We start from the raw sequence: 15,453 nt of genomic DNA on the forward strand, positions 1-15,453 counted from the left end.
CGTCTACTGGAATACGACGACCGGCAGTACCACGATCTCGCCGGTGGCCGCGTTCCACGACTGGACCTTGCCCAGGCAGCGCGCGTTGAACTGGCCGGGCGGCAGCGTGTCGCGCAGGCTCGCGTTGTCGCACTCCACCCGTACCTTGTGCTCCCCGACGGGCGCGATCAGCACCGCCGGGTCCTGGCCCGCAGCGGCCTCGAACCGGCCGTGCAACGAGACGTAGTCGCGGATGTCGTTGAGCCGCTTGGCTTTGGACCGCCGCCACGCGTCGTCCGCGCGGATCGTTGCGTTCGTCAGGTCGACGTCGACCACGCCGTGGCCCGCGCGCAGGCCGGCCAGCACCACGCCGATCACGTCGATCTCCGTGGCCGGCTTCTCGTAGGTGTCGGTGTTCTGCTCGACCACCGAGCCGTCGACGCCGATGCCGAACTCGCTCGGGCCGACCTGCAGCTTGCCGTTCTTGGTGACGGTGATCTGCTTGACGAACTGGCGGGTGACGGCGTCGTCGTAGCGGCCGATCTTGCAGAGGTTGATCATCCGCTGGCCGTGCACGTAGAACAGCAGGCCGGGCACCTCGGGTTCCGGGTCTCGACGGCGCAGCCACTGCCACGCGAGCACGCCGACCACGACCAGCGCGACGACTGTCGCCGCCCACACCAGGATCCAGCCCCACGAGACCGACCACCAGAGCGCCCTATCGACAGCCACGGATCTCCCTCACCGCCTCCAGCAACGACTTCGCGCCCGCCTCCACGAGACGGCCGCCGCTCGCCTGCGCGACCCGGTCCAGCTCGGCCGTCGAGGCCTCGCCGAACCGGATCGGGAACACCGGCACCTCTCCCCTGCCCACGCGCAGGAACTCGTCCACCGACGGGCCCGCGTTGTTCTCGCCGTCGGTCATCAGCACCACCGCCGCCTCACCCCGGGCCAGTTGCAGGGCGCGGTCCAACGCCGCCCAGATGGCCGTGTTGTCCCTCAGGTCGTCGGACGCCACGACGGACAGCAACGCGTCGAGGTCTTCGCGGCCTCGCACGGTGATCGAGCGTTCCTCCAGCACGGTGCCCGCGAACCGGATGATCGTCACGGTCTCGCCGACGTAGAAGCGGTCGAACCCGTTGAGCGACGCGAACGCCTCCCGCAGCCCGGCGAGCCGCGCGCCCCGCATGGATGTCGAGTAGTCCAGCACGAAGACCACCTGACGCCCGTCGCCCGCGCGGTCGTGGAACAGCAGCAGCCGGTCGATCACCTCGGATCTGTCCGGGAAGTAGAGCGCGGTGCCGAGGTCGGCGCGCAGCTTCTCGTTGCGCTGCACGGAAGGGTCGACGGGGCGGCGCCAGGTGCGGTCGGCGATCATCTGCTGGGCGGCGGGCGCTCGAAGCCACTCGACCACACGGTCGTACGTGGCCCGGTGCTCGGGCTTCAGCAGCATGAGCGGGTAGTCCGACAGGATGATGCCGTCACGCGGGTAGACGATCTCCAACGGCTCCGGCAAGGAGGCGTTCAGGGACAACAACTCCGACTCGTGCGCGACCACCCCGTCCACATCGGACCGGCGGGTGAACTCGCCGACCGGGTCCGGCACGTCGAACGCGCGTCCCGCGAGGAATCCCTGCAGCCGGTCGCAGCTCACGTCCTCGGGCCGCAACGGCGCACCGGTGCCCGCGGCCGCCGTCGCGACGCCGATCAACGCGGCCATCCCGCCACCGGACACGCGCGGATCGGCCATGCCGTACCGGAACTGGCCCAGCGCGGCGCGGTCCGCGACGTCCGCCCACGTCGGCCGCTCCCCCAGCACTGCTCGCTTCGAGGCTTTCACGCCGAGCACCACCGGGGACGTCATGACGCTCGTCGCCAGCTCGGGCTCGGCACCCCGCAACCGCAGGAACCTGTTGGTGGACAACCACGCCAGGTCGAACCCGGCGAGCGACGAGCTGGCCTCGACCGTGCCGCGGTGCTCGACCGCCAACTCGACGCCGGTGGCCTTCTTCAGCTCCGCCAGCACCGGCCCGAGGTCGGCCAGTTCGGTGCTCGCCAGCACCTTCAGGCGCACCGGCGGCGGGGTGCTCGGCGTGCACGCCGCCAGCAGGAGCAGCAGCGCGAGCAGAGCCCTCATTTGCAGTCGCCGACGACGTCGAGCATGCGCTCGAACAGCTCCGCCTTGGGCAGCTGCACCCTGCCCTCCTCGCCGGCGGGCGGCTCCGGGAGCCCGCGGCCGGCGATGTAGCCGCCGAAGTCGGCGCCGGTCTCCCCGTTCCAGCCCAGCGAGTGGAAGCCCAGCTCGACCGCGCGCTGCCGCAGTTCGGGGTCGTTCATCATCAGCTCGCCGATGCGGTCGCCCTCCGGCGTGAACGAGATCAGCTCGGGCGTGCTCTGGTGCTGCTTCTTCGGGTACAGCAGCACGCGTTCGGTGTCGATGCTCTTCTGCCGCAACTGGTACGCGATGTACTGGTGCTCGTAGATCACGGCGATGACGGCGTGCGTGCGGCCCTCCGGCACGAAGTACTTCGGGGCCATGTCCTCGCCGGCCTGGCCCTGCGCGTCGACGTACGGCTTGACGTCCAGCGCCAGCTTCTCCGCGGCCTCGACGGTCTGCGGTGGCTCGTCACCGAAGGCGGTCGCGAAGAACCCGACGAGCGTCGCGCCCGAGTAGGCCTTGCAGGGATCCGGCGACTGCACGATGACCCGGTTGCCGTTGGCCAGGCCGAGCTGGTTCCACCGCGTGGCGTCGTCGGCCAGCTTCTTCAACGCGGCCATGTCGAGGTTGTAGTAGAGAGGCTTCTCGCTCTGGCCGTGCGGTTGCGCGACATTCGCCTCTTTCAAGGCCTCGGCGTACTCGCGGAACGTGGCCAGCACGACGGGGGTGAAGAACGGCCGGTACGGCACGACGTGCTTGCCGGCCCGGCGCGACTTCACGTGCTCGTTCGCCACATGTCCCGACGGGAACACGAAGTGGTACGAGTCGAGGTCGGGCTTGTCGGCCAGGTCCCGGGAGCCGATCGGCGTCACGTGCACCTGGTAGCCGCGCGCCATCAGGATGCGCTTGACCTGCTCGTCCTGGAAGAAGTCGCGCTTGGACGCGAACAGCGCCCGCACCACCGTGACAGACCGGAACGGGCCGGTGATGTGCCCTGACACCAGCAGCACCACCAGCCCGCACACGAACACCGCCAGCGGCGGCACGAACCACAGCAGGAACCGTCTTCGCGGGTCGACGACCTTGAACTCGGGCTCCCGCACGGCTCCCCCTGGAGTCAGACGATCACGGCACCACCGTCGACGACGAGCGTCTCGCCAGTAACGTAACCGCCCGCCGGGGAGGCCAGGAAGAGAACGGCCGCGGCTAGTTCCTCCGGGTCACCGATTCGCCCGGATGGCAGAGAGGCCTGCATCTTCTCGAGGTACCCGGGCGGGTACTGGTCGGTCATCTCCGAGGAGAAGAACCCCGGGCAGATCGCGTTCACCCGGATGCCCTTGCGCCCGGTCCACTGCTGCGCCAGGTCCCGCGTCAGGCCGAGCAGACCGGCCTTCGACGCCGAGTACGCGGCCTGCGGGATGCCGCCGGTGACTAGGCCGAGCACGCTGGAGATGTTGATGATCGAGCCGCCGGACTTCATGACCGACGCGGCGGCCTGAGCCATCCAGTAGGCGCCGTTGAGGTTCACGTCCATGACGCCGCGGAACTCCTCCGGCGTCTCGCGCGACGCCGGGACGGCCGACGCGACACCGGCGTTGTTCACGAGCACCGCGACCGTGCCGAACTCGGCTGCCGCACGGGCGACCTCGCGGCAGTCCTCGGGCTTCGAGACGTCGGCCTGCACGACCAGAGCGCGCTGTCCGACCGCCTCGACCAGGGCTGCCGTGTCCTTCAGCTTGTCCGCGCGACGGGCGGCGAGCACGATGTCCGCGCCCGCCTCGGCGAGGCCGCGAGCGAACGCGACGCCGAGACCCGAGGACGCGCCGGTGACGATCGCGACCTTCCCGTCGAGACGGAACTTGTCGAGGATTCCCACTACGAAAGCCTTTCCAGGATGATCGCCATGCCCTGACCGCCGCCGACGCACATCGTCTCGAGGCCGAACTGGGCGTCGCGGGCCCGCATGCCGTTGATCAGCGTCGTCATGATCCGCGCGCCGGTCGAGCCGAACGGGTGGCCCAGCGCGATCGCCCCGCCGTGCACGTTGAGCTTGTCGATGTCGATGCCCAGCGCGCGCTGGGACCCGAGCACCTGCACGGCGAACGCCTCGTTGATCTCCACCAGGTCTATGTCCGAAATGGACAGACCGGCGTGGCCCAGCGCCTGCTTCGTGGCCTCGACCGGGCCGAGGCCCATGATCTCCGGCGAGAGGCCGGAAACACCCGTGGACACGATGCGCGCCAACGGGGTCAGCCCGAGCTCGCGTGCCCGCACGTCACTCATGATCACGACAGCGGCCGCGCCGTCGTTCAACGGGCAGCAGTTGCCGGCGGTGATCGTGCCCTCGGGCCGGAAGACGGGCTTCAGCGACGACACGGCTTCCAGGGTCACCCCGGCGCGCGGGCCGTCGTCGGTCGAGACGACCGTGCCGTCGGGCAGCGTCACGGGCGTGATCTCGCGGGCGAAGAACCCGTCCGCGATCGCCTTCTCCGCGAGGTTCTGCGACCGCACGCCGAACTCGTCCTGGTCGTGCCGCGAGATGCCCATCTGCGTCGCGACGTTCTCGGCCGTCTGGCCCATCGCGATGTAGTAGTCGGGCAGCTTGCCTTCGAGCCGCGGGTCGGTCCACGGCGTGTTGGACGCGGCCGTGTCGAGAGTCCGTTGCTGCGCCTCGGCGAACAGCGGGTTGAACGACGGCGCGCCGGCGTGCATGTACCGGGAGACGCACTCGACGCCGGCCGAGATGAACGCGTTGCCCTCCCCCGCCTTGACGGCGTGGAAGGCCATCCGCGCGGTCTGCACCGAGGACGCGCAGAACCGGTTGACCGTCGTGCCGGGCAACGAGTCGTGCCCGAGCTGCACGGCGACGCGGCGCGCGATGTTCTGGCCGTGCTCGTCCTGCGACTCGGCGCATCCGAGGTGCAGATCGGTGATCTCGGACGCCGGGATGTCGCCCAGCGCGGCCGAGATCACCTGCGCGGCCAGGTCGTCCGGCCGCAACGACGCGAGAGACCCCTTGCGGGCACGGCCGATCGGCGACCGGGCGGTGGAGACGATGACTGCTTCAGGCATGCCGTTCTCCCTACAGGCCCAGGTCGCGGCCGATGAGTTCCTTCATGATCTCGTTGGAGCCCGCCCAGATCTTCGTGACGCGGGCGTCCATCCACGCGCGGGCGACGCGGTACTCGGTCATGTAGCCGTAGCCGCCGTGCAGCTGCACGCAGGCGTCGATGACCTCGTTCTCGATGTCGGCGCTCCAGTACTTCGCCTGCGCCGCCTCGACCGGGCTCAGCTCGCCGCGGACGTGCTGCATGGTCAGCGTGTCGATGAACGCCTGCGAGACGTCCAGCTTCGTGCGCAGCTCGGCGAGCAGGAACTTGTTGTGCTGGAACTTGCCGATCGCCTGGCCGAAGGCCTTGCGCTCCTTGACGTACTCGAGCGTCTCGTCGAAAACGCCCTGCGCGTGCGCCAGGTTGGAGATGGCGCCACCGATCCGCTCCTGCGGCAGGCGTTCCATCATGTAGATGAAGCCCTGGCCCTCGTCGCCGATCATGTGCTCGGCGGAGAGGCGGACGTCGGAGAAGAACAGCTCCGCGGTGTCGGACGGGTGCTGGCCGACCTTGTCGAGCTTGCGGCCGCGCTCGAAACCGGGCATGCCGTCCTCGACGGCGAACAGCGTGATGCCGCGCGCGCCCTTGGACGGGTCGGTGCGGGCCGCGACGACGATCATGTCGGCGGTGTAGCCGTTGGTGATGAACGTCTTGGAGCCGTTGAGGATCCAGTCGTCACCGTCGCGCACGGCGTTGGTCTTCAACGCGGCGAGGTCGGAGCCGCCGGACGGTTCGGTCATCGCGATGCCGGTCTTGATCTCGCCGGTGCACATGCCGGGCAGCCAGCGCTGCTTCTGCTCCTCGGTGCACAGGTCGACGAGGTAGGGCGCCACGACGTCGCCGTGGATGCCGAGCGACGACGCGACCGCGGCGTTGACCCGGCACAACTCCTCGGCGAAGACGGTGTTGAAGCGGTAGTCGTTCGCGCCGCTGCCGCCGTACTCCTCCGGGATCTCGAGACCCAGCAGGCCCTGGCGTCCGGCCTCCAGCCACACGTCGCGGTCGATCACCCGCTGCTCGATGAACTTCTCGACGTTCGGGGTGATCGTGCGCTCGACGAACGCCTTCGCCGACTCCCGGAACGCGGCGTGATCCTCGTTGAACAGCGTCCGCTGCACGACTAACCTCCATACTAAGCGGTTGCTTAGAGCTAAGCGCACGCTTAGCGTGCAGTACGATCCATCACCTGTCAACACGCTGGGAGCCACCCGATGACGACGACCGGACTGGACGGGTTCGCGCTGCTCGACAAGACGTGGAGCACGGTCACGCCCGAGGCCGCCCGCCGGATGCTCATCGCGGCCGTCCAGGCGTTCGCAGGCAAGGGATACCACGCCACGACGACCCGGGACATCGCCTCGCTGGCCGGGATGTCACCCGCGGCGGTGTACATCCACTACCGGTCCAAAGAGGAGCTTCTCTTCAACATCTCGCTCGTCGGCCACGAGACCTCGCTCGCGCTGCTGTCGAGCATCGAAGGCGACGGCGCGGTGGAGCGGCTGAGGAACGCCGTGGCGACGTTCGCGGGATGGCACGCGGAGTTCCACACGACGGCGCGGGTGGTGCAGTACGAACTGGGCGCGCTCTCTCCCGAACACCACGAGCAGGTGGCGGAGCTGCGCCGGCAGATCGAGCAGCGGATGCGGTCCTACATCGCGGACGGCGTGGAGGAGGGCGTGTTCGACGTTCCCGACCTCAAGGGCGCGACCCTGGCCGTGCTGTCGCTGTGCATCGACGTCGCGCGCTGGTACCAGCCGGGCGGGAAGCGGACCCCGGACGAGATCGGCGCGATGTACGCCGACCTCGTCCTGCGGATGGTCCGGCCTAACTGACTGATTTCCTGCCGTACATCCCGGCGACGACCGAGACGCCGATCGCGGCGACCACGATCTGGACGATCAGCTCGATCCAGTCGATGCCGGGCGTGTCCTCCACGCCGAGCAGGCGCGCGATCCACGTCCCGAGGAACGCGGCCGCGATGCCGACGATGATCGTCAGCCAGATCGGGATGCTCTGCTTGCCCGGCGCGAACAGCCGGCCGAGCACGCCCAGGATCAGACCGATGACGAGCGCACCGATGATGCTGCCGATGCCCATGTCCGCCTCCTCCGCGATGATTTCGGATCTTGGCCGAGATCATCCCTTCAGAGGACGGATCCTGCAGCATGAGGCGTAGTGCGTTCGACCGTTCGGGTGTTACCAGCGGCTGCCGGAGACCTGGCTCATCCACTGGTTGATCGTCGCCGTCCAGTCCGTGCCGACGGCCTGCTGGTGCGACACGGCGAAGCGGCCGTACGCGTCACCGCCCGCGCGGAGCAGCCCGGCGCGCTTGTCGGCCTCGAGGATCACGTGCAGCTCGCCCGGCGTCGTGACGAACGTCAGCTCGACCTGCTTGACGCGGCCCGCGAACTGCGGCGGCGGGTAGAACTCGATCTCCTGGTAGAACGGCAGCTGCTGCGGCACGCCGTGGATGCGGCCCTTCTCGTTGTCCGCCTTGGTGAAGCGGAAGCCCATGTGCCCGAACGCCTGGAGCACGGCGTCCTGCGACGGCAGCGGGTGCACCCAGATCGGGTCGAGGTCACCGGGGTCGACGGCGCCGCGGACCTCCAGCTCGGTGCGCAGGCCGAGCTGCATGCCGTTGAGCTGCATGCCGCCCACGACGTTGAGCGGGCACTCGAACGGCACCGGGACCTGGAACGGCAGCGAGAGGTTCTGGTGCGGCTGGGCCATGATGCGCTGGCCGACGGAGAACTTGTGGAACTCCATGTTGGTGTTGTACTCGTTGTCGCCGCTCTCGATCTCGACGCGGGTGAGCAGCGCGAGCGTGACGTGGTCGATCTCGGCCGGGTGATCGCCGCCGGCGATGCGCACCTCGCCGGACAGCACCTCGCCGGGCCTGACGTTGGGGTTGGTCAGGACCGTGTCGACAGTCGGCCCGCCCACGCCGAACGCGCGCATCATCCTCTTGAACACCACTGCGGCCTCCTGAAGCCCTTGCTGTTTGCGGGGAGTCTGCCAACTGGATCGCCCGTTTGCGGCGAAGTGTTCCGTTGACGCCTCAGTACCCCGATCGGTTCCGTATGGACTTCCGTTGACTTCAGGTGGCAACATGCGATCGCCGTCACATACTAAGCGGTCGCTCAGGAGGTAAGCCGTGCTGCTCGTCGCCAACCGGGGTGAGGTGGCTGTCCGTGTCCTGCGCGCCGCCGCTGACCTGGGGATCCGCACCGTGGCGGTGTACGCGGAGGACGACGTTTCCTCGCTCCACGTGACCCTCGCGGACCGGGCCGTGGCGCTGCGCGGACCCTCGCCGTACCTCGACGCCGACCAGTTGCTGGACGCGGCCGAGGGGTGTGTCGCGGTGCATCCGGGGTGGGGGTTCCTGTCCGAGAACGCCGAGTTCGCTCGGGCGTGTTCCGCTCGTGGACTCGCTTTCGTCGGGCCTTCCGCTGACGTTCTGGAACTGCTCGGTGACAAGCGGCGAGCACGGGAGTTGGCCGCGTCGCTGGGGATTCCGGTGCTGGACGCGGAGCACGGCTCGTTCCCCGTGATGGTGAAGGCGGTCGCCGGGGGTGGCGGCAAGGGCATGCGGGCCGTGCTGCGCCCTGAGGACCTCGACAGCGCGGTCGAGGCGTGCCGGGCGGAGGCGCTGGCGGCGTTCGGGGTCGGCGACGTCTACCTCGAACGACTGATGCCCTCCGCCCGGCACATCGAGGTGCAGCTCGTCGGGACCGCGGTGATCGGCGACCGCGACTGCTCGCTGCAGCTGCGGCACCAGAAGGTCGTCGAGATCGCGCCCGCTCCCCTGCTGGACCCGGTGCTGCGCAAGGCCCTGCACTCGGCGGCCGTGGCGATCGCGTCCGCCGTGGACTACCGGGGCGTCGGGACGGTGGAGTTCCTGGTGTCCGGGGACTCGTTCGCGTTCCTGGAGGTCAACCCGCGGCTGCAGGTCGAGCACACGGTGACCGAGATGGTGTCCGGGGTGGACCTCGTGCGCACCCAGCTGCTGCTCGCGTGGGGCGGCGACGTCGACTACACGCCCCACGACCGCGGCGCCGCCGTGCAGGTGCGCCTGAACCAGACCTCGGGCGGCGTGCTGTCGTCGTTCGCGCCGCCGTCCGGGCCTGGGGTCCGCGTCGACACGCACGGGTACGTCGGTTACCGGGTCGGCACGCGGTACGACGGGCTGCTCGCGAAGCTCGTGGTGCACGGCGAGGACCTGGACGTCGCCCTGAACCGCGCGCGGCGCGCGTTGGGCGAGTTCCGCGTCGAGGGCGTGTCCACGAACCTGGAGTTTCTTCGGGGGTTGCTGGCTCGCGACATCGTCGGCGCCACGACCGACTTCATCGTCGAGGAGCCCACGTCGGGCATGCGTGCTCCGCTGGCCGGCACGGTCGTCGCCGTCGATGGCACTTCCGTCGTGCTGGAAGCGATGAAGATGCAGCACGTCGTGCGGGTGTCCGGCGAGGTGCTGGTGTCGGTGGGCGACACCGTGTCCGAGGGACAGCTGCTGGCGTCCGGCGCTGGCGAGTCCACTGAGGACTCTGTTGTGGTCGACCTGGAGCACGTGCGCGCGGACCTGGCGGAAGTGCTGGTGCGCCACGACTTCGAACGACCTGAAGCCGCTGCTCGACGGCATGCCCGCGGTGGGCGGACCGCCCGCGAGAACATCGCGGACCTCTGTTCGGACTTCGTCGAGTACGGCGGGCTCGCGATCGCCGCACAACGCCGGCGCCGGTCTCTCGAGGACTTGATCGAACGCACGCCTGCTGACGGCATGGTGGCCGGTATCGGTGTCGTGAACGGCTCACGGGTCGTGGCGATGTCCTACGACTACGCCGTGCTCGCTGGCACACAGGGCCTGCGCAACCATCAGAAGAAGGACCGGCTCTTCGCGCTGGCACAGCAGGAGAACCTGCCGGTGGTGCTGTTCGCCGAGGGTGGCGGCGGACGGCCCGGCGACACCGACCACAGCATGGTCAGCGGCCTCGACTGCGGCTCGTTCCACGCGTTCGCGCAGCTCAGCGGGCAGGTGCCGTTGATCGGAGTGGTGGCGGGGCGGTGCTTCGCGGGCAACGCGGTGCTGCTGGGCACGTGCGACGTGATCATCGCGGTGGAGGGCGCGAACATCGGCATGGGCGGCCCGGCGATGATCGAGGGCGGCGGGCTCGGGGTGTTCCGGCCGGAGGACATCGGGCCGTTGGACGTGCAGGTGCCCAACGGCGTGGTGGACATCGCGGTGGGGTCCGAAGAAGAAGCGGTGGCCGTCGCCAAGAAGTACCTCTCGTACTTCCAGGCTCCCGCAGGCGTCCCCTCGGCGAGTGCGCAGCCTTCGCCCGCGCGCCCAGGGGGACCCCTGAATTCAATTATCCCAGACAGCACCGACAATTTTGGGCCGTCCAGCAACGGGCTGGACAGCGGCGGGCAACCCTGGAGCTGCGCGGACCAGCGCCTCCTCCGCCACGCCGTCCCCGAGAACCGCCTGCGCGCCTACGACGTCCGCGCCCTCATCACCACCCTCGCTGACACCGGCAGCGTCCTCGAACTCCGCGAGGGCTTCGGCAAGGCGATCATCACCGCCCTGGTCCGCGTCGAAGGCCGCCCGATCGCCCTGATCGCCAACGACCCCAAGGTCAATGGTGGAGCGATCGACGCCGACGCCGCGGACAAGTGCGCCCGCTTCCTCCAGCTCGCCGACGCGTTCGGCATCGCGGTCGTCTCCCTCACCGACACCCCGGGCTTCATGGTCGGCCCGGACGCCGAGCGCACCGCCACCGTCCGCCACCTGACCCGCATGGTCGTGACGGGCGCGAACCTCACCGTCCCCTTCGGACTCGTGGTCCTGCGCAAGGCGTACGGCCTCGGCGCGCAGGCGATGGCGGGCGGCAGTCTCAAGGTCCCGCAGTTCGCCGTCTCCTGGCCCACCGGCGAGTTCGGCCCGATGGGCCTCGAAGGCGCCATCAAACTCGGCTTCAGGAAAGAGCTCGACGCCATTGAGGACCCGCGAGAGCGCAAGCAGCGCTACGACCAGATGGTCGCGATGGCCTACGAGCACGGCAAAGCCCTCAACGTCGCCTCGGTCTTCGAGATCGACGACGTGATCGACCCGGCCGACACGCGCCGCTGGATCGCCACGGCGCTGGCCCCCTCGACTTCCCGCTCTGCCGGGGAGAAACGCCCGTTCATCGACACGTGGTGAAGGAGAATCCGTGGTCAGCGTCGCCCCTGCGGAACAGAAGACCTTACGCCGGCTGATGGCAGCCGGACTCGTTGGTTCGAGTCTTGAGTGGTACGACTTCTTCATCTACGCGACAGCCGCGGCCCTGGTGTTCCCCAAGTTGTTCTTCCCGGAGGCGACGCCGATCGTGGCGTTGCTCCTGTCGTTCAGCACGTTCTGGGCGGGCTTCATCGCGCGCCCGATCGGCGGCCTGGTGTTCGGGCACGTCGGCGACAAGGTCGGCCGCAAGCCGGCACTCGTCATCTGCCTCGCGCTGATGGCGGGCGCCACGTTCCTCATCGGCCTGCTGCCGACGACGGCGACCATCGGCGTCGGCGCGCCGCTGCTGCTGGTGTTGCTGCGGTTCCTGCAGGGCATCGCGGTCGGCGGGCAGTGGGGCGGCGTCGTCCTGCTGCTGACCGAGTCCGCAGGGCCTAAAAAGCGCGGCTTCGCGGGCACGTTCGGGCAGGCCGGTGTGCCGATCGGCGTGCTGCTGGGCAACGTCGCCTTCATCAGTGCCACGACGTCTCTCTCGCCCGAGGCGTTCGCGTCGTGGGGCTGGCGTGTGCCGTTCCTGGCGAGCGCGCTCCTCTTCCCCGTGGTGCTGTTCATTCAGCTCAAGGTCGAGGACAGCCCGGTCTTCAAGGAGATGCAGCAACGCCGTGCGGACGCACCGGCCGTGAAGCACGCACCGCTGAAGGAGGCCCTCCGGACGCACCGCAAGCCGATCCTGCTCGGCGCGGGCCTGATGTTCGCGTCCAACGCGATCTTCTACGTGTCGATCGCGGGCGTCCTGTCCTACGCGACCACCACGCTCGGCCTCAGCCGTGAGTCGGTGCTCGTCGTGAGCCTGCTGTCCTCTCTCGTGAGCATTCCGGTGATCCTTTACGCCGGGCACCTCTCGGACCGCATGGGACGCCGTCCGCTGATCATCGCGGGCACGGTCGGCCTCATCGTGTGGGCGTTCCCGTACTTCCTGCTCGTGGACACCGGCTCGCTGCTGTTGCTGTTCGTCGCGAACACGGTCGGAGGCATCGCGTCCTCTCTCGTGTACGGGCCGATCGCCGCTTACCTGGGTGAACTGTTCGAGGCGCACGTCCGGTACTCGGGCGCCTCTCTCGCGTACCAGCTGGCGTCGATCCTGGTCAGCGGCGGCACACCGTTCGTGATGACGGCCCTGCTGGGCGCGACCGGGACGTCGATGTCCGTGTCGGCCTTCCTGCTGGTCATGGGCCTGTGCACGCTCGTGTCGGTGATCAAGCTGCCGGAGACCCACCAGCCGGAACGGGCCTGATCAGAGGCTGTGAGGGCCCGATCTAACGGACAAATCGGGCCTTCACAGTCAAGACCTCTGCGGAACCTGGAGCCGATGCCGTACGTTGGCGCGTCGTGACCACTCTCATGGCGCGCTTGAAGCAGCGGATGCGCAGGTTCGCGCAGAAACCGGGCTCTGTCGACCTCACCCCGTTCCAGGCAATGCTCGAGGACGTGGAGAAACACGCGGACGCCTTCAAGGCGTTCAGCGACGAGGAGCTGACGGCCCACGCCGAGAAGCTGCGCGGGGAGAGCACGGACACCGAGCTCGTGGCGCTCACCCGGGAGGCCGCCGAGCGCGCCATCGGGCAACGCCCGTTCGAGGTGCAGGTGCTGGGCGCGCTGGGCCTGCTGAGCGGCCTCGTCGTCGAGATGGCGACCGGTGAGGGCAAGACGCTCGCGGGTGCCATGGCCGCGGCCGGGTTCGCGATCAAGGGCAAGCGCGTCCACGTGGTCAGCGTCAACGACTACCTCGCCCAGCGCGACGCCGAGTGGATGGGCCCGCTCTACGGGCTGCTCGGGGTCTCCGTCGGCTGGATCAACGGCAGCTCGAAGGCCGAGGAGCGCCGCGAGGCCTACCAGCGCGAGGTCACGTACGCGCCGGTCAGCGAGATCGGCTTCGACATCCTGCGCGACCGGATCGCCACGGACCCCGACGACCTGATCGTGCCCGAGCCCGAGGTCGCGCTGATCGACGAGGCCGACTCGGTGCTCGTCGACGAGGCCCGCGTGCCGCTGGTGCTCGCCGGCTCGACCTCCTCGGAGGCGGCCGACCCCGTCATCGCGGACCTGGTGAAGCGGCTGCGGCAGAACCTGCACTACGAGATCGACGACGAGGAGCGCAACGTCTTCCTCACGGGTGCGGGCTCCGAGGCCGTCGAGCGCGCGCTCGGCGAGATCGACCTGTACTCGCAGGAGCACGTGACGTCCACGCTGTCGAAGGTCAACGTGGCGCTGCACGCGCAGGTGCTGCTGCACCGCGACGTCGACTACATCGTGCGTGACGGCAAGGTGCACCTGATCAACGACACTCGTGGCCGTGTCGCGAAGCTGCAGCGGTGGCCGGACGGCCTGCAGGCAGCGGTCGAGGCCAAGGAGAACGTCCAGACCACGGAGTCGGGCGAGATCCTCGACTCGATGACGGTGCAGGCGCTGCTCTCGCGCTACCCGACGCGCTGCGGCATGACCGGTACCGCCGTCGCCGTCGCCGAGACGCTGCGGGAGTTCTACGAGCTGGAAGTGCTCGTGATCCCGCCGAACAAGGAGAACATCCGCGAGGACGAGCACTTCCGCCTCTACGCGACGCTGGAGCAGAAGGAGGAGGCGATCGTCGAGGAGATCAAGACGGTCCACGAGACGGGCCGCCCGATCCTCGTCGGCACGCTCGACGTCGCGGAGTCCGAGCGGATCTCGTCCAAGCTGCGCGCCGCCGGCATCGAGTGCGTGGTGCTCAACGCGAAGAACGACGCCGAGGAGGCGTCGATCATCGCCGACGCCGGCTCGTACCAGCGCATCACGGTCTCGACGCAGATGGCCGGTCGCGGTACGGACATCCGCCTCGGCGGCCACGAGGGCGAGGACCACGACCGGATCGCCGAGCTCGGCGGCCTGTACGTGATCGGGTCCGGCCGCCACTCGTCCTCACGCCTGGACGACCAGCTGCGCGGCCGTGCCGGCCGGCAGGGCGACCCCGGCGGTTCGGTGTTCTTCTCGTCCATGCAGGACGAGCTGATCACCCAGTACGCGCCGGACGCCGAGGACCCGTCCGAAGTGGACAACGACGGCCGGGTGCACGACAAGGGCCTGCTGCACACCTTCGAGCACGCGCAGCGCGTGGCCGAGGGCGTGGACCTGGAGATCCACCGCAACACGTGGCGCTACAACAAGCTGATCGAGCACCAGCGCGACCTGCTGCTCAAGCACCGCGACGTGGTGCTGCGCACGGACGCGGCGCTGGAGAAGGTCGGCAAGAAGGAAGGCGTGTCCGACGAGGTGGCCGGCGAGGCAGCCCGCAAGATCACGCTGTTCTTCCTCGACGACCTGTGGACGCACCACCTGACGTTCCTGTCGGACCTGCGCGAGGGCATCCACCTGCGCGCGCTGGCCCGGCAGAACCCGCTGGACGAGTTCCACCGCGAGGCCATCCCGGCGTTCAACAAGATCGTGCCGGAGTCCTGGGAGCTCACCAGGGAGAAGTACGAGGCGGCCAAGATCACCGACGACGGCTACGACCTCACCGACGCCGGGGTGAAGCGCCCGAGCTCGACGTGGACGTACCTGGTGCACGACAACCCGTTCGGCTCCGGGCTCGAGGAGACGATGAAGGGTCTCGTGAAGATGGTGCGCGGACAGCGCCGCTGACAGTCACTTTTTCCCGGGGACGACGAGGTCGTCCGCGGGTCTGGCGGGCCGGGGCAACGTCTCGGCCCGCCTGACGTTCACGGGCGCCGTCGTGGCCGTGAACGTCACGGGCGCCGTGGCGGCCGCGGTCATCTCCTCGGTCAGCTTCTTGATCTCCGCGAGGATGTCAAGGTGCTGCTGCGACGGCGGAGGTCCCACGAAGTTGGACCTGTCGTGCGCCGTCCGCTCCGCGCGTTCGGCCAGAAGCCGGATGCGGCGCAGGTGTTCGTGCTCCCCGTTGGGGAGCAGAAAGTCCGTCTGCTCCATCACCCGTG

At 69.0% G+C, this 15,453-nt stretch carries 13 protein-coding genes; 4 read left to right on the top strand and 9 right to left on the bottom strand.

Going from position 1 to position 15,453, the window contains the following annotated elements:
• Positions 1-3: 3 nt before the first annotated feature.
• Genes IEY88_RS24625 through IEY88_RS24650 form a run of 6 tightly spaced genes read right to left on the bottom strand, consistent with a single transcriptional unit; the run spans position 4 to position 6,365 of the window.
• A complete protein-coding gene (locus IEY88_RS24625) occupies positions 4-711 on the bottom strand; it encodes a hypothetical protein (protein ID WP_189157158.1) in 708 nt (235 codons plus the stop codon).
• On the bottom strand, positions 698-2,116 hold the full coding sequence (locus IEY88_RS24630) for a vWA domain-containing protein (RefSeq protein ID WP_189157159.1): 1,419 nt from the start codon (positions 2,114-2,116) through the stop codon (positions 698-700). The genes IEY88_RS24625 and IEY88_RS24630 overlap by 14 nt, the downstream gene beginning before the upstream one ends.
• Entirely contained in the window at positions 2,113-3,240 is a 1,128-nt protein-coding gene (locus IEY88_RS24635) for a hypothetical protein (RefSeq protein ID WP_189157160.1), read from the bottom strand. Before IEY88_RS24635 ends, IEY88_RS24630 begins: the two co-directional genes overlap by 4 nt.
• 14 nt (positions 3,241-3,254) lie before the next feature.
• Complete coding sequence (locus IEY88_RS24640; protein WP_189157161.1) at positions 3,255-4,013, bottom strand: SDR family NAD(P)-dependent oxidoreductase; 759 nt, start codon at positions 4,011-4,013, stop codon at positions 3,255-3,257.
• On the bottom strand, positions 4,013-5,209 hold the full coding sequence (locus IEY88_RS24645) for an acetyl-CoA C-acetyltransferase (RefSeq protein WP_189157162.1): 1,197 nt from the start codon (positions 5,207-5,209) through the stop codon (positions 4,013-4,015). Before IEY88_RS24645 ends, IEY88_RS24640 begins: the two co-directional genes overlap by 1 nt.
• A 10-nt stretch (positions 5,210-5,219) precedes the next feature.
• On the bottom strand, positions 5,220-6,365 hold the full coding sequence (locus IEY88_RS24650) for an acyl-CoA dehydrogenase family protein (RefSeq protein WP_189157163.1): 1,146 nt from the start codon (positions 6,363-6,365) through the stop codon (positions 5,220-5,222).
• A gap of 93 nt (positions 6,366-6,458) precedes the next feature.
• On the opposite strand from IEY88_RS24650, the gene IEY88_RS24655 reads away from it, so the two are divergent.
• Positions 6,459-7,079, top strand: coding sequence for a TetR/AcrR family transcriptional regulator (locus IEY88_RS24655; RefSeq protein WP_189157164.1), 621 nt, complete (start codon positions 6,459-6,461; stop codon positions 7,077-7,079).
• Here the strand turns inward: IEY88_RS24655 and IEY88_RS24660 are convergent.
• Entirely contained in the window at positions 7,072-7,344 is a 273-nt protein-coding gene (locus IEY88_RS24660) for a GlsB/YeaQ/YmgE family stress response membrane protein (protein ID WP_189157165.1), read from the bottom strand. The two genes, IEY88_RS24655 and IEY88_RS24660, sit on opposite strands and share 8 nt — an antisense overlap.
• 99 nt (positions 7,345-7,443) lie before the next feature.
• On the bottom strand, positions 7,444-8,223 hold the full coding sequence (locus IEY88_RS24665) for a sporulation protein (protein ID WP_189157166.1): 780 nt from the start codon (positions 8,221-8,223) through the stop codon (positions 7,444-7,446).
• A gap of 178 nt (positions 8,224-8,401) precedes the next feature.
• Between IEY88_RS24665 and IEY88_RS24670 the strand changes: the two genes are divergently transcribed.
• The 3 genes from IEY88_RS24670 (at position 8,402) to secA2 (ending at position 15,139) form a co-directional block, all read left to right on the top strand.
• Positions 8,402-11,446 carry a carboxyl transferase domain-containing protein gene (locus IEY88_RS24670; RefSeq protein WP_189157167.1) on the top strand — a complete coding sequence of 1,015 codons (3,045 nt, stop codon included), beginning with the start codon at positions 8,402-8,404 and terminating at the stop codon, positions 11,444-11,446.
• Between the two features lie 55 nt (positions 11,447-11,501).
• A complete protein-coding gene (locus tag IEY88_RS24675) occupies positions 11,502-12,758 on the top strand; it encodes an MFS transporter (protein WP_189157168.1) in 1,257 nt (418 codons plus the stop codon).
• Between the two features lie 95 nt (positions 12,759-12,853).
• Positions 12,854-15,139 (top strand): accessory Sec system translocase SecA2, encoded by a 2,286-nt coding sequence (gene secA2 / locus IEY88_RS24680; RefSeq protein ID WP_229693708.1) that lies wholly within the window; start codon positions 12,854-12,856, stop codon positions 15,137-15,139.
• A gap of 3 nt (positions 15,140-15,142) precedes the next feature.
• On the opposite strand, the gene IEY88_RS24685 is transcribed toward secA2, so the two are convergent.
• Positions 15,143-15,445, bottom strand: a complete 303-nt coding sequence (locus IEY88_RS24685) for a hypothetical protein (protein ID WP_229693727.1) — start codon at positions 15,443-15,445, stop codon at positions 15,143-15,145.
• Positions 15,446-15,453: the final 8 nt, after the last annotated feature.

Origin of the sequence: Lentzea pudingi (assembly GCF_014646255.1) — a bacterium.
Taxonomy (GTDB): Bacteria; Actinomycetota; Actinomycetes; order Mycobacteriales; family Pseudonocardiaceae; genus Lentzea; species Lentzea pudingi.

Coding starts and splice junctions, on each gene's coding strand:
- IEY88_RS24675 (WP_189157168.1), top strand. CDS start 11,502: ATGGCAGCCGGACTCGTTGGTTCGAGTCTTGAGTGGTACGACTTCTTC.
- IEY88_RS24685 (WP_229693727.1), bottom strand. CDS start 15,445: ATGGAGCAGACGGACTTTCTGCTCCCCAACGGGGAGCACGAACACCTG.
- IEY88_RS24645 (WP_189157162.1), bottom strand. CDS start 5,209: ATGCCTGAAGCAGTCATCGTCTCCACCGCCCGGTCGCCGATCGGCCGT.
- IEY88_RS24660 (WP_189157165.1), bottom strand. CDS start 7,344: ATGGGCATCGGCAGCATCATCGGTGCGCTCGTCATCGGTCTGATCCTG.
- IEY88_RS24655 (WP_189157164.1), top strand. CDS start 6,459: ATGACGACGACCGGACTGGACGGGTTCGCGCTGCTCGACAAGACGTGG.
- IEY88_RS24630 (WP_189157159.1), bottom strand. CDS start 2,116: ATGAGGGCTCTGCTCGCGCTGCTGCTCCTGCTGGCGGCGTGCACGCCG.